Source organism: Pseudonocardia sp. Cha107L01 (assembly GCF_052566575.1).
Genome location: NZ_CP199579.1, coordinates 2696431 through 2713635 on the forward strand (window position 1 = coordinate 2696431; position 17205 = coordinate 2713635).

The 17205-nt window shown below is 71.2% G+C and carries 22 protein-coding genes; 10 read left to right on the plus strand and 12 right to left on the minus strand.

Annotated elements, in window-relative coordinates; translation table 11 throughout:
• Positions 1 to 127: 127 nt before the first annotated feature.
• Positions 128 to 1264 (minus strand): winged helix DNA-binding domain-containing protein, encoded by a 1137-nt coding sequence (locus ACTXG6_RS12840; RefSeq protein WP_445188005.1) that lies wholly within the window; start codon positions 1262 to 1264, stop codon positions 128 to 130.
• 64 nt (positions 1265 to 1328) lie between these two features.
• Between ACTXG6_RS12840 and ychF the strand changes: the two genes are divergently transcribed.
• Positions 1329 to 2402, plus strand: coding sequence for a redox-regulated ATPase YchF (gene ychF, locus ACTXG6_RS12845; RefSeq protein WP_445188006.1), 1074 nt, complete (start codon positions 1329 to 1331; stop codon positions 2400 to 2402).
• Positions 2403 to 2430: 28 nt separating this feature from the next.
• Here ychF and ACTXG6_RS12850 read toward each other — a convergent pair whose 3' ends face one another.
• Together ACTXG6_RS12850 and ACTXG6_RS12855 are read right to left on the minus strand one after the other, a co-directional pair.
• Positions 2431 to 3414: a helix-turn-helix domain-containing protein gene (locus ACTXG6_RS12850; protein ID WP_445188007.1), complete on the minus strand. Its 984-nt coding sequence runs from the start codon at positions 3412 to 3414 to the stop codon at positions 2431 to 2433.
• Between the two features lie 197 nt (positions 3415 to 3611).
• Positions 3612 to 4073, minus strand: a complete 462-nt coding sequence (locus ACTXG6_RS12855; RefSeq protein WP_445188008.1) for a MarR family winged helix-turn-helix transcriptional regulator — start codon at positions 4071 to 4073, stop codon at positions 3612 to 3614.
• Positions 4074 to 4166: 93 nt separating this feature from the next.
• Between ACTXG6_RS12855 and ACTXG6_RS12860 the strand changes: the two genes are divergently transcribed.
• Positions 4167 to 4361 carry a hypothetical protein gene (locus ACTXG6_RS12860; RefSeq protein WP_445188009.1) on the plus strand — a complete coding sequence of 65 codons (195 nt, stop codon included), beginning with the start codon at positions 4167 to 4169 and terminating at the stop codon, positions 4359 to 4361.
• Between the two features lie 71 nt (positions 4362 to 4432).
• Positions 4433 to 5077, plus strand: coding sequence for a hypothetical protein (locus ACTXG6_RS12865; protein WP_445188010.1), 645 nt, complete (start codon positions 4433 to 4435; stop codon positions 5075 to 5077).
• Between the two features lie 32 nt (positions 5078 to 5109).
• Here the strand turns inward: ACTXG6_RS12865 and ACTXG6_RS12870 are convergent, their stop codons facing one another.
• Positions 5110 to 5535, minus strand: coding sequence for a VOC family protein (locus ACTXG6_RS12870; protein WP_445188011.1), 426 nt, complete (start codon positions 5533 to 5535; stop codon positions 5110 to 5112).
• Between the two features lie 219 nt (positions 5536 to 5754).
• On the opposite strand from ACTXG6_RS12870, the gene ACTXG6_RS12875 reads away from it, so the two are divergent.
• Both ACTXG6_RS12875 and ACTXG6_RS12880 read left to right on the plus strand, forming a co-directional pair.
• Positions 5755 to 6687 (plus strand): alpha/beta fold hydrolase, encoded by a 933-nt coding sequence (locus ACTXG6_RS12875; RefSeq protein WP_445188012.1) that lies wholly within the window; start codon positions 5755 to 5757, stop codon positions 6685 to 6687.
• Positions 6688 to 6782: 95 nt separating this feature from the next.
• Positions 6783 to 7247: a pyridoxamine 5'-phosphate oxidase family protein gene (locus ACTXG6_RS12880; protein ID WP_445188013.1), complete on the plus strand. Its 465-nt coding sequence runs from the start codon at positions 6783 to 6785 to the stop codon at positions 7245 to 7247.
• Between the two features lie 4 nt (positions 7248 to 7251).
• Here the strand turns inward: ACTXG6_RS12880 and ACTXG6_RS12885 are convergent, their stop codons facing one another.
• A complete protein-coding gene (locus ACTXG6_RS12885; RefSeq protein WP_445188014.1) occupies positions 7252 to 7899 on the minus strand; it encodes a phosphate signaling complex PhoU family protein in 648 nt (215 codons plus the stop codon).
• Positions 7900 to 8109: 210 nt separating this feature from the next.
• Here ACTXG6_RS12885 and ACTXG6_RS12890 point away from each other — a divergent pair, with 210 nt between their 5' ends.
• A complete protein-coding gene (locus ACTXG6_RS12890) occupies positions 8110 to 8331 on the plus strand; it encodes a DUF6158 family protein (RefSeq protein ID WP_445188015.1) in 222 nt (73 codons plus the stop codon).
• Between the two features lie 63 nt (positions 8332 to 8394).
• On the opposite strand, the gene ACTXG6_RS12895 is transcribed toward ACTXG6_RS12890, so the two are convergent.
• From ACTXG6_RS12895 to ACTXG6_RS12915, 5 genes are all read right to left on the minus strand, one after another.
• The gene (locus tag ACTXG6_RS12895) at positions 8395 to 9015 is read right to left on the minus strand and encodes a DUF3558 domain-containing protein (protein WP_445188016.1); all 621 of its coding nucleotides are present in this window, start codon (positions 9013 to 9015) and stop codon (positions 8395 to 8397) included.
• Positions 9012 to 9539 (minus strand): hypothetical protein, encoded by a 528-nt coding sequence (locus ACTXG6_RS12900; RefSeq protein ID WP_445188017.1) that lies wholly within the window; start codon positions 9537 to 9539, stop codon positions 9012 to 9014. Before ACTXG6_RS12900 ends, ACTXG6_RS12895 begins: the two co-directional genes overlap by 4 nt.
• A gap of 222 nt (positions 9540 to 9761) precedes the next feature.
• The gene (locus ACTXG6_RS12905; RefSeq protein WP_445188018.1) at positions 9762 to 9974 is read right to left on the minus strand and encodes a hypothetical protein; all 213 of its coding nucleotides are present in this window, start codon (positions 9972 to 9974) and stop codon (positions 9762 to 9764) included.
• A gap of 102 nt (positions 9975 to 10076) precedes the next feature.
• Positions 10077 to 10946, minus strand: coding sequence for an SMP-30/gluconolactonase/LRE family protein (locus tag ACTXG6_RS12910; RefSeq protein ID WP_445188019.1), 870 nt, complete (start codon positions 10944 to 10946; stop codon positions 10077 to 10079).
• Positions 10943 to 11131, minus strand: a complete 189-nt coding sequence (locus tag ACTXG6_RS12915) for a hypothetical protein (protein ID WP_445188020.1) — start codon at positions 11129 to 11131, stop codon at positions 10943 to 10945. Before ACTXG6_RS12915 ends, ACTXG6_RS12910 begins: the two co-directional genes overlap by 4 nt.
• Positions 11132 to 11254: 123 nt before the next feature.
• Between ACTXG6_RS12915 and ACTXG6_RS12920 the strand changes: the two genes are divergently transcribed.
• On the plus strand, positions 11255 to 12010 hold the full coding sequence (locus ACTXG6_RS12920) for an SDR family NAD(P)-dependent oxidoreductase (protein WP_445188021.1): 756 nt from the start codon (positions 11255 to 11257) through the stop codon (positions 12008 to 12010).
• Positions 12011 to 12042: 32 nt separating this feature from the next.
• On the opposite strand, the gene ACTXG6_RS12925 is transcribed toward ACTXG6_RS12920, so the two are convergent.
• On the minus strand, positions 12043 to 12648 hold the full coding sequence (locus ACTXG6_RS12925) for a L,D-transpeptidase (RefSeq protein ID WP_445188022.1): 606 nt from the start codon (positions 12646 to 12648) through the stop codon (positions 12043 to 12045).
• Between the two features lie 225 nt (positions 12649 to 12873).
• Positions 12874 to 13656, minus strand: a complete 783-nt coding sequence (locus tag ACTXG6_RS12930; protein ID WP_445188023.1) for a TetR/AcrR family transcriptional regulator — start codon at positions 13654 to 13656, stop codon at positions 12874 to 12876.
• An 82-nt stretch (positions 13657 to 13738) separates the two neighbouring features.
• Here ACTXG6_RS12930 and ACTXG6_RS12935 point away from each other — a divergent pair, with 82 nt between their 5' ends.
• The 3 genes from ACTXG6_RS12935 to metF all read left to right on the plus strand — a co-directional run bounded on the left by ACTXG6_RS12935 (position 13739) and on the right by metF (position 17179).
• Positions 13739 to 14590 carry an oxygenase MpaB family protein gene (locus ACTXG6_RS12935; RefSeq protein WP_445188024.1) on the plus strand — a complete coding sequence of 284 codons (852 nt, stop codon included), beginning with the start codon at positions 13739 to 13741 and terminating at the stop codon, positions 14588 to 14590.
• Between the two features lie 166 nt (positions 14591 to 14756).
• On the plus strand, positions 14757 to 16310 hold the full coding sequence (guaA, locus tag ACTXG6_RS12940; protein ID WP_445188025.1) for a glutamine-hydrolyzing GMP synthase: 1554 nt from the start codon (positions 14757 to 14759) through the stop codon (positions 16308 to 16310).
• Positions 16307 to 17179: a methylenetetrahydrofolate reductase [NAD(P)H] gene (metF, locus tag ACTXG6_RS12945; RefSeq protein WP_445188026.1), complete on the plus strand. Its 873-nt coding sequence runs from the start codon at positions 16307 to 16309 to the stop codon at positions 17177 to 17179. The genes guaA and metF overlap by 4 nt, the downstream gene beginning before the upstream one ends.
• Positions 17180 to 17205 lie beyond the last annotated feature (26 nt).

Here is a 17205-nt window from a genome sequence, read left to right on the forward strand (position 1 = left end):
CGACCTTCTGTTCGAATACGAGCGGCAGCCGCGGTTCGGCGGACGGTCGGTGCCCGTCAGAACGCTGTGGGCCGGACCACAGGGACCGCTCGGCAGTCCCGATGACCGACGCCGCCGGGTACCGGGATCAGCCGGCGACGTCGATGCCGGCCAGGCGGACCCGCCGGTGCGCGGCCAAGCGCTCCGCCTGCGCGGAGATCGCGTCGAGCAGGGCGGCGGTCGGCCGCGCCCACGGCTCGACGCTCACCCGCAGCTTCCTACCGGTCTTGCGGGGACGCCAGGTGCCGACGATCTCGCCGTCGTGCAGCACGGCGCCTGGCCGCCCCAGCACCGGCCACAGCGCTTTCGCCCGCGCCGGGTCGGCGACCAGCAACGGCCGGTCCCTGGCCTGCAGGAACAGATCGAACGGCCCGAGCATCCGGGTGGCGGCCGGCGGACCGTCGAGCAGCCGGTCGGCGTCGGCGGCCAGCATCCAGGCACTCGTGCCGTCCACCGAGACCTCGACGGCGTCGACCGGCCACCGGTCCTTGACCTCCTTCACCGGCGCATCCAGATAACCGGCGACGTCCCTCGGTGTGGCCGGCCCGAGCAACCGCAGGTAGGCCCTGATCACGTCGGACCGCTCCGGCACCGTGCCGCCCGGGGAGCCGCCCGGGGAGCCGTCCGGTGCGAAGTCGGCGATGCGCTCCAACACCGGCGGCGAGGTGCCGGGCCGCAACTCCAGCCCGGCGCGCAGCGCGGCGAGCCGGAACGGCATCTCGTAGAGGTGGGTGGCGTCGCAGGAGCGGCAGAACCGCAGGTAGGGCGGGTCCAGCAGGGTCGCCACCCGTCCCGATACCTCACCCTTGGCCATCGGTGAGGTCACCACCGACCGCAGGGCCGCCGCGACGGTGTCCAGCGCGTCGAGGTTGGCGATTCCGGCTGCCTTGAGTGGCCTGGTCGCGTCGTAGATCCGCCTGCCGGCGTCGGCGTCGGAGAACGGCTCGACGGCGGCGGCCACCGAGGCCAGGTCCGCACGCCGGTAGAGATGCGGCGCGCCCCGGACCGTCCACACCGTCACCAGCTCCCGAGCCAGCTCACGGTCGGTCAGCTCGGCTACACCGACGCCGCGGATCGCCAGTGCCCACCGCCCGCCGTCCGGCCCGGTGTCCTGCACGCCGATGTCCAGCACCGCCGTATCCGCCACGTCGCCGGCATCCCGGTCCAGCTGCTGGGCGCGCATCCGGAAGCCGAGAACCTGCGCGCGCGTGATCAGGGCCGTCACCCTGGATACGGTAGGCGCCGGTACCCGGGGTCGGGAGCGGCGGCGGCGACTACCCTGGACCCTCGTGAGTCTCACCCTCGGCATCGTCGGACTGCCCAACGTCGGTAAATCGACCCTGTTCAACGCGCTGACCCGTAACGACGTGCTCGCGGCGAACTACCCGTTCGCCACCATCGAGCCCAACGTCGGAGTGGTCGCGCTGCCCGACGCCCGGCTGAACAAGTTGGCCGAGATGTTCAGCTCGGCCAAGATCGTGCCGGCCGTGGTGTCCTTCGTGGACATCGCGGGCATCGTCGCGGGCGCGTCCGAGGGCGCCGGGCTCGGCAACAAGTTCCTGGCCAACATCCGCGAGTCGGACGCGATCTGCCAGGTGGTCCGGGTGTTCGACGACCCGGACGTGGTGCACGTGGACGGCCGCATCGACGCCAAGGAAGACATCTCGGTTATCGAGACGGAACTGATCCTGGCCGACCTGCAGACCCTGGAGAAGGCGATTCCCAGACTCCAGAAGGAAGCCCGGATGCAGAAGGACCGGCGGCTGGTGCTGGAGGCGGCCGAGGCGGCACGCGAGCTGCTCAACGGTGGCACCACGCTGTTCGCCGCCGGGGTCGACAAGGCGCCGCTGCGCGAGCTGACGCTGCTGACCACCAAACCGTTCCTCTACGTCTTCAACGCCGACGAGGGGGTGCTCACCGACGAGGCCAAGCGCGCGGAGCTGGCCGCGCTGGTCGCGCCGGCCGACTCGGTGTTCCTGGACGCGAAGGTGGAGTTCGAGCTGCTGGAGCTGGATGACGAGTCGGCGGCCGAGCTGCTCGAGTCGATCGGGCAGGACGAGCCGGGCCTCCACGCGCTGGCCCGCGCCGGCTTCCACACCCTCGGCCTGCAGACCTACCTCACCGCGGGCCCGAAGGAGAGCCGGGCGTGGACGATCCGCATCGGCGCGACCGCTCCGCAGGCCGCCGGCGTGATCCACACCGATTTCGAGAAGGGCTTCATCAAGGCCGAGATCGTGTCCTACGACGACCTGGTGGAGACCGGCTCGATGGCGGCGGCCAAGGCGGCCGGCAAGGTCCGCATGGAGGGCAAGGACTACGTGATGGCCGACGGCGACGTCGTGGAGTTCCGCTTCAACGTGTAGTCGGTGCTGCTCTGGCTGGTCACCGGCGCTAGCTGTCGCGCAGGGTGTGGTGTGGGCTGACGCCGAAGGTGTGGCGGTAGTGGGCGGCGAACCGGCTGTGGTTGTAGAAGCCCCAACGGGCGGCGATCTGCGCGACGGTGTCTCCGCCGCCCGGATCGGCCGCGAGCAGCTCGCGGTGCACGTGGTCCAGCCGCACCGCGCGCAGATAGGCCACGGGCGTGGTGTCGCGGTGGCGGCGGAAGGCGAACTGGACGGCGCGGTGGCTGACGTTCGCGGCGGCGGCGATGTCCGCGAGGCTGATGTCGGCGTCGGCGTGCTGTTCGATGAACGCGACGGCCCGCCGCACGGTGGCGCTGGTGGCGTCCGAGCGGTCCCGCCCGCTGGGTGCGATGACCGCGGTGTTGGGAAAGGTGGCCAGCGCGGTCGCGGCCAGCAGCCGTGCGCCGTTGCCCCGGATGAGCGGCTGGGCGGCGGCTTCGGGGTTGGCGAGCAGTTCTCCGAGGTAGCGGGTGGTGTTGCGCCAGTGCGCGGCGGCGGCCGGTGAGACGGGCTGGTAGCCGGTGAAACGGACCGGGCCGGGTGCGCGGGAGGATGAGGTGGCGGCGACCTGGGCGAGCACTCCTAGGTCCAGCATTATCGTCTGCAGCTCGACGTGGAGCAGTCGCACGGTGGAGGGCAGACCGGGTTCGGCGTCGATGAAGACATCGCCTGGCAGGAAGCGTTCGTCGATCCCGCCGCACTCGCGGCCGAACCGGCCCGCCCGGAGCAGGACGACGACCAGCGAGTTGAAGGGATCCTGTCGGACCCGCACGTTCAACGGCACCCGCAGGTCGTCGAGGGCGAACGATCCGCCGTCGAGCCGGGAGTGCGCGAACACGTAGCCGTCGCGTGCGCCGCTGACCTCGAAGTTCGTGCCGTAGACGTTCTTCAGGTTGTCGATCGCCAGTGCCGAGTCGGTGGTGCTGAACTCGATGCGTCCCGGCGCGAGGGCGTCGGCTGCCAGCGCGGTCATTCCCGGTGTCGCTCCCTTGCGATCACGGTTCGCTCTCTGACCCCCGGCACGAACACCCCCACGATAGTCCGGCACGCACCGCCGCGTGTGACCACTGAATCGCCGGGGGCTGATGGGACAGTGAAGGTCGAGTGGGGACCGAATCGGCGCTGATATCGCCGCCGGCCCGAAGACCCTCGTGGAGCACGTGGGCACGGTCAGCTCGGGGTCCCGCGCAGCTCGGCCGCGTACTCGGCGTGCCGTACCCGGGTCTCCCGCAGAAACGTCCTGATGAGCCGCAGCTCGCCGGCGGAGTACGGGGCCAACTGCTCGCGCCCGGCCCGCGCCCTCGGCTCCACCAGCGGCGCGACAAGTTCGATCAACCGTTGCGTCGGCACCACGAGGACCCGCTTGCCGTGCGCGGGGTCGGGCTGTCGGCTCGCGTAGCCGGCACGCTCCAGCCTGTCGAGCAGGGCAGTCACCGAGCCCCTCGTCAGTCCCAGCCGTGCGGCCACCTGCGTCGCACTGCACGGGCCCCCTCGGACGATCAGGTCGAGGCAGCGCAGATCGGTCCGCCCGATGCCGAGACGGTCCGCCAGCGCCCGATCACTGTCGTCGTACGCGGCCTGCAGCTCAGCGAGCTCGTCACCTATCTCACGCTCCAGCGCCTCGCGTCCCATACCGTCCTCATTGTGTTTGACAGTCAAACACTTTTGTCAGATGATGTGTTTGATTGTCAAGCATCTTAGTCGTTGACGAGCAGGGAGGCTCTGATGAGCAGCAACAACCCGGAGGACCGGCCGAGGTCGGCTGTGGACGCCGCTGTCGGCGGGCTGCTGTCCTGGGTGACCGGCAAGGACTCGGTGCGGCGGGGCCGCTCGGCCGTCGACGGCGCGCTGGGTGAACTGCTGTCCTGGATCACCGGCCGGGGCGGGCGGAAGGACCCGGACGTGCAGCCCCGCTCCTGACGCGGTGCGGGGGACTCGGAGCGGACCCGATTCTCAGGAGATGCACAAACTGCGCGGTTAGCCTCGAGTTCATGTCCACAACCACCCCGGACCGCCCGATCCTGCCGGCCCCGTCGCATGCGGCGCTCGCCACGATCCGGACGACGGCGGTGGCGCTGGCGGTGTTGGCGGGTGGGCTGGCCGCGCAGTTGTGGCGCTACGACGCGTTGCTGGGTGGCAGGGTGGCGCGGGCGGCGATCCCGCATGACGACCGGGGTTGGCGCTGGCCGCACTTCGTGGCCAACGGGGTCTCCCTCGCCGGCGGCACCCTCATCGCGCCGGCGCTGCTGCTCACGCTCGCGGCGGTGCTCTCGGTCCGCGCCGGCCGGTGGCGGCCGCTGCTCGGGGCCGGCGCGGCGGTTCTTCTGGTGGCCGTCTGCCTGGCGGTGGGCAAGGGGCTCGCCGGCGGTTCGGCCATCTCCGGACCGGCCACCACCAGCGTGGTGTGCTGGGGAGCCGCCGCCTGGCTGCTGCGCCACCAGGTGCGCGACTCGCTGCGCCACGCGCTGCACTGGCTCGCCGCCTCGGCCGCGCTCACCATCGGGATAGCGCAGCTCTACCTGGGTCATCCACTAGCGGCCCTGCTCGCCAGCTGGCTACTCGGCGCCCTCGTCCTCGCCGTGCTCGCGCTGCTCGCCCACGGCTCGGGCGGTGCCCGGCGCGGGACCCAGGAGTAGCCGCGAGCTCCGCCAGTCACGCGCACGACAGTTCACCGCCGCTGCTGTTGCTCCCGGCCGGCGAGGCGCGCCTCGCCGCGGGTCGGTTCGAACAGTTCGACGGGATTGCCGGAGGGGTCGTCGATCAGAACTTGGTTGCCCCCCACACCGGTGATCACGTTGCCGCGTAGCTGGACTCCGGCAGCGCGGAGCCTCTCCACCATGTCCGCCAGGTCCGCGACTTCGAGCGAGAACCGGTTCCATCCTCCCGGCTCGGGCACAGTGCCATCAGGCATGGCCTGCCCCCCGCCGCCCGGGCCGCCGCCAGGAGCGCTGAGCACGAGCCGAAGGTCGCCGCGACTCAATATGGCAAAGGTCGGGGCGGGATGCAGCTGTTCCTCGAAGCCGAGGTGCTGGCAGTAGAACGCGATCGCGGCGTCGACGTCATCGACGATGTAACGGACGCTGACCGTGGCCATGGGTACGCCTCCGTCGGTCCACTTGCCTGAACGGCTAGCCTAAGGTCACAGCCGCGCGCGAGACGCAAGCGATCTCCGCCCTGCACGGCGCCCGCCCCGGACCCCGGCGGTCAGCACAGCTGATAGACCGGTGGGCCGGAGGCGAACGCGTGGCGACGACATCTCAGGGGCTGGACCCACATGCCTGACCGCTGTCCCGCTCCGCCCGCGGTGATCGCCGTGCAACCAGGGGTGAGCCGGCACCATCTCACCGTGCACGGCCAGCCGATGAGTTACCTCGAGGCCGGGCGACAGAGCGATGGTCCCGTCGTGGTGCTCGTCCACGGACTCGGCAGCAACGCGGCAACCTGGCTGGACCTGATGGCGCTGCTCGGACCCCACGTGCACGTGGTGGCCCCTGATCTGCTCGGCCACGGCCAGTCCGGCGCGCCGAGGCGGGGTGACTACTCGGTGGGCGGTCACGCATCGAGGCTGCGCGACCTGCTGCGCGCGATGGGTCTGGCGCGGGCATCCGTGGTGGGTCATTCGTTCGGCGGCGGGGTGGCGATGAGTTTCGCCTACCAGTTCCCCGAACGCGCGGACAGCCTGGTGCTGATCTCCAGCGGCGGGTTGGGACCCGAGCTGAGCCTCGCGCTGCGCGCCGCATGTCTGCCCGGGGTGGCGCTGACCGCGCAGAGCCTGACCACGCTCGCGCCCGGCTGGATCGTCCACCTCGCCCGCTACGGCGCGATGCGGATGGGATGGGCGCCGCCCATCGAGCTCGTGCGGTTGGGCCGGATACTGCGGTCACTGACCGACCCGGACGCTCGGCGGGTGTTTCTGCACACCCTGCGCGGCGCGGTCAGCTGGTCCGGTCAGCGCCTGGACGCGACCGATCTGTTGTACCTGCTGGCAGAGCTACCCACGTTGCTGATCGCCGGACGCCGCGACCGTTGTATCCCGCACCGCCACACGCTGCAGGCCCACCAGGCGCTGCCCGGGAGCCGGCTGGCGGTGCTCGAGGCGGGACACTTCCCGCACTCCGAGCACCCCGAACAGGTCGCCGAGCTCATCCTCGACCTGCTCGCGGCCTCCACTGCCGCCGCGGCGGCGACAGTAGTCGTCCAAGCGGCGGCGCCGGCTCCGCACGGCGCGAATCGCGCCGCGTCCTGACAACAGGGTCTTCTGTGCGCGGCGGTATCCCACTTACCGGCAGAGCTGCCCGTAAGGTAGGCCGCAGAAGCCGAACGCGAACCCCTGGAGCTGACATGACCGAGTCCCTGGCGCCGCAGAAACGTAGTCGCCGAATCGCCATGACACCCCAGGAGGTCGACGAGTTCCTGGCCGTGCAGCGCACCGCGCGGGTGGCCACCACGAACGGCGACGGCCCGCACGTCACACCACTCTGGTTCATCTGGGAGGGCGGCGCGCTGTGGCTGTACTCGATCACCAGGAGCCGCCGCTGGGCCGACCTGCGCGCCGACCCCCGGGTCGCCGTACTCGTCGACGACGGCATCGAGTTCCGGGAGCTGCACGGGGTGGAGATCACCGGCGAGGTGACCGTCGTCGGCGAGGTGCCCAGGGTCGGGGAGGACTGCCCGGAGCTCGTCGCCCCGGAGCGGTCCATGGCGCGCAAGTACTTCGGTGGTGACCAGCTGCCCTACGACGGACGGCACGGCTGGCTGAAGGTCACCCCGAGGAAGATCGCGAGCTGGGACCACCGCAAGATCTAGTGCCTCAGTCGCCGGCCCGCGACCAGTCGCCGGTGGCCGCGAACTGGAGTCTGCGAGCCGCGGCGACGCCCTGGTCGGCGTAGCGCTCGAAATAGCGGGCGAGCAGGGCCACGTCCACCCCGGTCTGGACGTCGATGTCCTCGGTGGTCAACCACAACAGGACCTCGGCCTCCAGCTCGTCCACACGGTCGTCGAGCAGCTCCAGCTCGGCGATGCACGTCTCGGAGGGCCGGTCGATCTCGAGCCCGACCTTGCGGCTGATGAACACGCCGATCTGGGCCATCTCGGCGAAGCGGTCGATGAGCGGTTCGGGAATGGCCGAGGCCGGGTGGCGGCGGCGGGCGGACTCGGCGACATGGCGGGCCAGGTCACCCATCCGCATGATCTTCTCGCCGACCTGGATCATGCTGACCAGGGTTCGCAGTTCGCCGGCCACCGGGGCCTGCAGCGCCAGCACCGAGCAGGCCGCCTGCTCGAACCCGGCGTAGGCCCGGTCGATGTCGACGTCGTCGGTGATCACGTGTTCGGCCTGGGACAGGTTCCGGCCCACCAGCGCCTGCGCGGCGCGGGCCATGGCATCCGCGGCTAGCTGGGACAGGGCTTGCAGATCGGAGCTGAGCCGCCGCAGCTCGCCGTGATAGGCCTCGCGCATGCCCGGACACTACGGAGCCCTCGGCGGCGCCACACCCTCAGAACAGGCGATTTAGCGTCCCGTTAGCGTTGAATTTGGCCTGCGCTTGCCCGCTGCCGGGCAGCGCGGGCGCCGCTCTACCGTGCGGGCCGGCGACCGGGAAGGCTGCCCTGGCTTGCGCTGCGCGGACGAAGTGGGTAAGCCGAACGTCTCCAGTCAGAGGAGTTCGACGTGACAGCCACCCGCACCGAGGACCTAGCCGAGACCGACCTGATCCGCGAGCTGGAACACCTGCACCGGACCCGCCACGAGACGTTCCTGCACGGCGCGCCGCAGGCCCTCCGCGAGCACAGCAACCGGACCGGTGAGCTCGAGGGCGAGTACCTCCGCCGTCATCCCGAGCGGGAGGTCGACCCCGCGAGGACGCGTTCGGGTGCTCGCGGCGAGGGGTAGGACCCCGAGCCGGTGAAGCGGCGCCGCGCCGTCCGGCGGGCGGTGCCCCGCCCGGGGAGCGGGTCAGTTGCCGTGGGGCTTCTTGCGCAGGTTGGCCAGCATGAGCTTCGCGGCGGAGGTGGCCTTCTGACACGCGACGCCGTGGTTGACGTTGGGCAGGTCGCCGCGCCGGTTTACGTACTCGACGGAAAGGCTCTGACCGGGCGCCACGTCGACGTAGAGCAGGCAGTCCAGCCCCGGGTCGAGAAACCGCGAGCTGGTCTGCACGGTCGGGAAACCGTCGACCAGCACGACCTGCGGCCCGGTGGAGCTTCGCAACCAGACGTCGGCGCCGCGCTTGACGACCGCCTTCGCCACCCAGTTGTTGTCCGGGGAGCCGGACGGGTTGGTCCACATGCAGCCGGGACTGGCGAGCTCGTCGGTGCCGTTGTCGGGCGCACCCGGGCCCACCGCGAGCTCGACCTGCTGGGGCTTGGTCAGCAGATCGCACGGGTTCACGCTGTCCAGCCGGAGCTCGACCGGCCGCGGCGGCAGGCTCGGCGTCGACGGGGTGGCCGCCTTCGATGCGGACGGCGGCGGTTCCGTCTGCTCGGTGACGTTCGGCGGGGTGTCACAGCCGGTGAGCCCGGTGAGTAGCACGGCGCCGAGCACGATGGTGATCCATGGGGAGCGGCGAGGGGTCACGTCCAGCACCATAGAGGCCGGCTCCGGGAGCGTTCAGCGGGGCCGGTCGTGGCAGTTGGCCGGCACCCGGGCGCTAGGAGAGACCGAGCGCCGCGATCGACCCGAGATCGACAGCGGCGGTGGCGTGGGCTCCCCGACGGTGCGCCGGCCCGGTCGAAGAAGTAGTTCCCGATGTGCGGGTCACCGTGGAACAGGCTGGCCGGCCCACCGCGCTTTGCCCGCCACGCGCGGCGGATCGCCGAGGTGACCCGCCGGTGGTCGGTGAGCTCGGCCGGCACGCGATTCCCGCGCGGCCGGGCCATCTGCTGGTCCCAGTTCACCTCGGACAGGAAGCCGTCCAGCATGCCGCCGTCGAGCATCCCGTCGCTCAGTGGTCGGCGCGCGAGGTCCGGGTCGTCCCAGCGGGCGGCATGCAGGGTGGCGAGCGGGTCCAGCACGCCCGCCAGGGTGTCGGCGTCGAGCGGCCGGTCGAAGGTGCCGAAGTCCACCTGCCCCCGGTTGCCCAGGTCCTCCAGGACCAGCACCGACGTCCGCCCGGTCGAGTGGGCGGGTCATCGGTGCCGAGGCCCTCGGTGAACGAACCCTTGACCAGGACCGACGCCGGCACGCCCGAGGCCCCGGAGCTCGTCAGCCGAAGCCGGGCCTTGCAGGCGGACCCGTTGAGCACACCGTCGGCGGCCACGGCTGCTCCTCGTCCAGCCATTAAGCGACACTTGGTCGCCTCATGCTACGAGGTGCCGGTGCGCTCAGCGCCGTGGTGTCTGGTGCCGTTCGCGGTCGCGCAGGTCGCGCCAGCGCAGGTACTCGATCCGGACCGACGCCACCGCGAACCCGGCCAGGATGATGACCGCCAGCCAGGAGTAGCCGGGCCAGCCCATCGAGATGAGCAGGACGGTGACCGCGACGAGGGCGAGCACCGGGGTGATGGCGAACAGCCCCGGTCGGGGTCGGAACGGCACGGAGGCCTCCTCTTACCGATGACGTGGCCGGTGAGCCCGTATTCCACCAGGCGCGCGTCCGGGCGGGCCCGCCGGGTGCGACGGCCGGCCGCGTCAGACGCGTCAGACTTCGGTGGCCAGGAGGACGGCCTCGCGGGTGTCCCGGCGCTCGTGCTCGGCGAAGGACGGCGCCGCGCACAGGAACAGGGTGTGCCCGTCGGCGCCGCCCAGCGCGCACGCGTACACCTGCAGCTCGCCGCTGGACACCTCGTCCACGATCTTGCCGCCCTCGGCCACCCGGATCGCCCGGTGGTTGTCGGCGTCGGCGACCCAGACCGTGTCGTCCGGCGCCGCGCACATGCCGTCCGGCACCACGCTGACCGAAGCCAGCACCTCGCCGAGGTCGTCACTGGTCGGGGCGGGTCCGAAGCTGGCCCAGTCGCGGCGGTCGGTCAGCTCGCCGTCCGGGCCGACGGTGTACCCGCCGAGCCGGTTGCCGAACGACTCGGACACCACCAGCGTGGCTCCGTCGTCGAGCAGCGCCATGCCGTTGGGGAAGGCGAGGTCGTCGGCGGCGACCGAGGCGGTGCCGTCCGGGTCGATCCGCACCAGGTTGGCGGTGCGCAGGGGGGCGCCGGACATCAGGTCGAAGCCGAAGTTGCCCACATAGGCCCGGCCGGCGTCGTCCACCAGCATGTCGTTGAGGTGCCCGGTGGCCAGCTCGGACAGGTCGGCGTGCTCCACCAGCGTGCCGTCCGGCTCCCTCCGCAGCACCCGCCGGTCCCGCATGGAGACCACCAGCAGCCGCCCGTCCGGCAGCCAGCCGAGGCCCGACGGCTGCCCGGCGACCTCGGTGATCGTCTCCACCCGGCCGGACTCGTGCACCGCGATGACCCGCCGGGAGTAGAAGTCCGACAGCCACAGTCGGCCGCCGCGCCAACGGGGGCACTCGAGGAAGCTGAAACCGTCCGCCACGGTGCGCACCGTCGTCATGTGCCGAGCATGGCACGCATCCGGGCCCGCCGCCCAGGTCCAGTTCCCGCGTCGACCTGTGCGGCTCGAGCCCGGGCCGGACGCTCGCGGGCGACCGGTTCGCCGACCGTGCCGACCAGGGTGGCGACACCGACCGTGTCCGCGATCCCCGTGGTGTGCTCCGTTCGGGTGGTCAGCGGTGTCATATTTTAATCGAGATTAGATCTTTCTGCCATGAAGGCAGTCTCAGGAAACTCACTGGACTTGACGGTCCATTTCTGATGGCCTAAGAATGGACCACACAGTCCATAGATGGGGAGGAAGTCATCGTGACCGGACGTCTACCGGGCCGCACCGCACTGGTGACCGGATCGACCAGCGGTATCGGCGTCGCCATCGCGCGGGCGCTGGCGGCCGAGGGCACGCACGTCGTCCTCACCGGGCGCAGCGTGGAGCGGGGCGCGAAGGCGGTCGCCGAGATCGAGGCGGCCGGCGGGCGGGCCGACTTCGTCGCCGCTGACCTCGGCGCCGGTGCCGAGGCGGTCACCGAACTGGCCTCGCGGACCACCGAGCTCGTCGGCGGGGCGCCGGACATCCTGGTGAACAACGCCGCGTTCCTGGTCGGCGGCAGCGCCACGGCGGACACCGAGGTCGCCACCGTGGATGCCGCGCTCGCGGTGAGCGTGAAAGCGCCGTTCCTGCTCACCAGGGCGTTGGCGCCGGCCATGGCGGCCCGCGGTTCCGGTGCGATCGTCAACATCGGCTCGATCAACGGCTTGGTCGGCATGAACGGTGCCGCGCTCTACGGCGCCACCAAGGCGGCGTTGCACTCGCTGACCAAGTCCTGGGCCGCCGAGTTCGGGCCGGCCGGGGTGCGCGTCAACACGGTGGCGCCCGGGCCGACGCTGACCGAGGGCAACGAGCGCCGCCGTGACCTGCTGGCGGGGCTGGTGGCCGGCATTCCCTCGCGGCGGCTGAGCACCGTCGAGGAGGTCGCCGCCGCCGTGGTCTTCCTGGCCGGTGACGACGCCGGCAACATCCACGGGGCCACGCTGCCGGTGGACGGCGGATTCACCACCGTCTGAGGGCGCCACTCACAGCTACCCAGGGGGTCGGCTCAGTTGCCGGAGTCGCCGTCGTCGCCGCCGTCATCGCCGCTGCCGTCGTCGCCGGAGTTGTCGTCACCGGAGTTGTCGTCGCTGGAATCGTCGCCCTTGTGAACCTGGACCTCGTTGCCGACCTGCAGCGTATTGAAGAATGCTTGCGCGTCGGCGGGGTTCAGGTGAACGCAACCGGCGGAGGCCCTATCCGGACTGCCGGAGTGGAACGCGATTCCGCCCCACTCGAAGAACACGGACCAGGGCATCGGGGCCTCCTGGCCGTTCGGCATCTTGAACTCGTTGCTCTTGTGGTCCTTGTCCTTGGAGATGACGTGGAAGGTCCCTGGCGGGGTCTCTTCGCCGTCGCCGCCGGACGCGATCGCGACCGGGCCGCGAACGATCTTGCCGTCCTGCATCAGCCAGGCCTTTTGGCTGTCCAGGTCCACGCAGGCGCGAGCCGACGCCGAGCACGGGGTGCCGGCGACCCCGTCCGGGGCGGAGTCGGCGTTGTCGTCGGCGAGCGCGGTACCGGCGAACGCCGCGCCGGCCAGGCAGGACATGCCGAGGACCGCCGCCGAGAGAAAGGCGACGCGACGGTTCGCTACCTTGAAGTGCCTGCTCATTCGTACCTTTTTCCAGCCTGAGCGGGCAAACCCCGCCGCACGAATCCGACTGCCTCTATCTGAATAGACGCGCACAGAGCAACAGCGATGCGCACCGTCACTACTTCGGGGGAGCGGAGTGGGCCGCGCGCCGGATGACTGTCTCATACCGGGCCGATCACAGATTGCGCGGTCCCGGTCACGCAGGGTGACTACAAGCCTCGAAAGTGGCTGGGGTTGGACCCGCTATCGGATCGACCCGGTGCGTGGTGCCGACCGCGCGCCGGCGAGCCGCTCGATGACCTGCGCGACGTGCTCGACGAACCGCTCCTCGGACACCGCGCGCTCGCCAGGGCGCAGCCACCGCCGGTAGAGGAACGCCAGCGCGCCGAAGATCGCCAGCGCGTTGAGGTCCACGTCGGTGTCGTCCGGGCCGCTCCCGGTCGCGCCCCGGTCGGCCGGGTCGGCCGGGTCGGTCGCGCCCCGGTCGGCGGGGTCGGCCGGGTCGGTCGGGAGTGCCTGGGACCGGAAGACGCCGGCGATCGGCACGGTGAACTCGGCGACCAGCGTGGCGCCCCGGCTGGCCAGTGCCGCGGTGACCTGCGACTCCACGAACATCACCCGGCCGCGCCTCGGGTCGGCGAGCAGGAACTCGGTGAACGCGCGCACCCCGTGCCTGATCAACGGGCCGAGCTCGGCCGGCGCGGTGTCCAGTGCGGCGAACAGTGCGTCCCTGGCCTGCAACACCACCAGCTCGAGCACCTCGACGAGCAGCTCGTCGACGTGGCCGAAACTCTCGTAGAAGTACCGCTCGGTGAGCCCGGCCTGCCGGCAGACCCCGCGCATCGACACCCCGCGGGCCCCGGCGGTGCCCATCAGCTCCAGGCCGGCCTCGACCAGCTGAGCGCGGCGGTCCGCGACCCGGTCGGCCGGCTCGCGGCCGCGCCAGCGGCGCTGTACCCCGGCGGCGGGGTCCGAGCTGGTCACCATGGCCGCCATTGTCGCAGGCGGGTCGTGGGTCGGGTTCATGTTGACATCACCTGATGTTGACATCGCTTGATGTCTAAATTATCGTCTGAGCTGTTGGAAGCGTGTTCCCGAGGGAGGTCCGATGTCCGCGACGCTCGACGGTGCCGCTCTGGCGGCCGAACTGGCCCCGCTGGGGCCCGACTCGCTGACCTGGCGCCGCTTCGGCGACCTGCGCACGTTCCTGGTGATCTCCTGGGCCGCCACCCTGCAGGGCATGCACCCGGTGATCAGTACCGCGCTGGTGCAGCACTCCGACGTGTTCGAGAACCCGTTGCACCGGGTGCTGCGGTCCGCGCCGCCCATCGTCGACGTGGTCTATTCCGGGGCGGCGGCCGGCGCGCGGGTGCGCGGCTTCCACCGGGGCGTCGAGGGGGTGGACGAGCACGGCCAGCGGTACCACGCGCTGAACCCCGAGCCGTACTTCTGGGCGCACGCCACCTTCCTGGCCATGCAGTACGCCGTTGCCGAGTACTTCGCCGAGCCGCTCACCGACGCCGAGAAGGAGCAGCTCTACCAGGAGTCCGTCCGCTGGTACGCCCAGTACGGGCTGTCGATGCGCACCGTCCCGCCGGACTACGCGTCCTTCCTGCGGTACTGGGAGCACACGACCGCCGACGTGCTCGTCGAGACCGAGACCATCCGGCGCTCCGTGCTGCACCGCGGTGGGCGGGGGCCGGTGCCCTTCCCGTGGATCCCGCCGCCGCTCTGGACACTGTTCGGTGGCCGGCTGGTCGGCCTGTCGATGTGGCTGACCAGGGGACTCCTGCCGCCCGCCGCGCGCGAGACGCTCGGCTGGACCTGGTCGGCGCGGGAGGAGAGGGCGCTGCGGCTGTTCGGCGGCACGGTACGGGCGGTGTTCCGGGTGATTCCGCCGGCGTACCGACTGAGCCCGGGTGGCCGGCGCGCGTTCCGGGCGGCCGGGGTGCGTCCGTAGGGCTGGGGGTCCGGTTTCATGGTCAACTCAACACAGTTCTGGTTTGATCATGATTCTGACCAGAACCACGTTGAGTTGACCATCGGCGACCCTCGGCTCATCCCCCGCTGTGCTCCCGCGAAGCCAGCCGCGCCGCCGACCGAGTGCGGCCAGGTACCGTGAGCAGGTGCAGCCGCCAACCGTTCTCGTGGTCGACTTCGGGGCGCAGTACGCCCAGCTCATCGCCCGCCGGGTCCGTGAGGCCCAGGTGTACTCCGAGATCGTTCCCTCGGATACCCCGGTGGCCGACATCGTGGCCCGCAAGCCGGCGGCGGTGATCCTCTCCGGCGGACCGTCCAGCGTGTACGCCGACGGGGCACCGGCCGTCGACCCCGAGCTGTTCCGGGTCGGGATCCCGGTGCTCGGGCTGTGTTACGGCTTCCAGGCGATGGCCATGGCGATGGGCGGCGAGGTCGCCCCGGACGGCACCCGGGAGTACGGCCGCACCGAGCTGACCGTGACCTCCGACGACGCCGGCGTGCTGCACGGCGGGCTGCCGGCGAAGCACCCGGTGTGGATGAGCCACGGCGACTCGGTGGTGCGCGCCCCGGAGGGGTTCACCGTGACCGCGTCCTCGCAGCGGGCCGCGGTGGCCGCCTTCGAGGACACCGACCGCAGGCTGGCCGGCGTGCAGTACCACCCCGAGGTCGGCCACTCGCCGCACGGGCAGGAGGTGCTGGAGCGGTTCCTGCGGGAGGTCGCCGGCATTGCCCCGTCCTGGACCACCGCGTCCATCGTGAACGACACCATCGACGCCGTCCGTGCGCAGGTCGGCGACGGGCGGGCGATCTGCGGGCTGTCCGGCGGCGTCGACTCGGCGGTGGCTGCCGCGCTCGTGCAGCGCGCCATCGGTGATCAGCTGACCTGCGTCTTCGTCGACCACGGGCTGCTGCGCTCCGGTGAGCGCGAGCAGGTCGAGCGCGACTTCGTGGCGGCCACCGGCGCCAAGCTGCACACCGTGGACGCGCGGGAGCGGTTCCTCGCCGCCCTGGCCGGCGTGACCGACCCGGAGCAGAAGCGCAAGATCATCGGGCGCGAGTTCATCAGAGTTTTCGAAGCGGCCACCGCCGAAGTCGCGCAGGATGAGCACGTGGGATACCTGGTGCAGGGCACGCTCTACCCGGACGTGGTGGAGTCCGGCGGCGGCACCGGAACGGCGACGATCAAGAGCCACCACAACGTCGGCGGCCTGCCGGACGACATCGAGTTCGCCCTGGTCGAGCCGCTGCGCGCGCTGTTCAAGGACGAGGTGCGCCGGGTCGGCGCCGAGCTCGGGCTCCCCGACGCGATCGTCGGGCGGCAGCCGTTCCCCGGCCCCGGCCTGGGGATCCGGATCATCGGCGAGGTCACCGAGGACCGGTTGGACACGTTGCGCGCCGCCGACGCGATCGCCCGTGAGGAGCTCACCGCGGCCGGCCTGGACAAGACAATCTGGCAGTGCCCGGTGGTGCTGCTGGCAGACGTGCGCAGCGTCGGTGTGCAGGGCGACGGGCGCACCTACGGCCACCCGGTGGTGCTCCGCCCGGTCAGCTCGGAGGACGCGATGACCGCCGACTGGACCCGGTTGCCCTACGACGTGCTGGAGCGCATCTCCACCCGGATCACCAACGAGGTCGCGGAGGTCAACCGCGTGGTACTCGACGTCACCAGCAAGCCGCCGGGAACGATCGAATGGGAGTGACCCGGCTGGAGGACTACTACGCCGATCCCGGGCGGGTGCTGTCCATCGAGTTCTGGCCGCCCAAGACCGAGATCGGCGAGCGGAACCTGTTCGCCGAGCTCGAGCGGCTGCGCAAGCTGAACCCGGCGTTCTGCTCGATGACCTACGGCGCCGGCGGTTCGACCAGGGACAAGACGGTTGAGCTGGTCTCCCGCATCGAGCGGGAGTTCGGGCTGGACATGATGTGCCACCTCACCGTGGTCGGGCAGTCCCGCGCCGAGGTGCGCGCGGTACTGGACCAGCTCCGGGCGAACGACGTGCGCAACATCATCGCGCTCGGCGGCGACCCGGCACCGGGCACCGACTGGGCCCCGCACGCCGACGGGTTCCGGTACGCGCACGAGCTGGTCTCCGAGGCGCTCGGCTGGGACGGCGGGGGCCAGTTCTCCGTCGCGGTGGCCGGGTTCCCGGAGGTGCACCCCCGGGCGACCAGCCGCGAGTCCGACCTGCGCTACCTGAAGGCGAAGGTGGACGCCGGCGCCGCGGTGGTGATCACCCAGCTGTTCTTCGACAACGACGACTTCTACCGGTTCGTCGACGACGCCCGCCGGATCGGTATCGAGGTGCCGATCGTGCCGGGGATGCTGCCGATCCGGTCCGCCGCCCAGGCCCGCCGGTTCACCGCCATGTGCGGCGCGCGGATCCCGGCGAAGTTGGACGCGCTGCTGGCCACCGTCGAGGACGACGACGCGGCGGCCGTGCAGCTGGGCATCGACTACACCACCGAGCAGTGCGAGCAGCTGCTGCGCTTCGGTGTCCCCGGCTTCCACTTCTACTCGTTGAACCGGGCCGACGCGCTCCTGGAGATCCACCGCCGCCTGGGTCTGTAGTTCGGCTCGCACAGACCTGCCGCGGT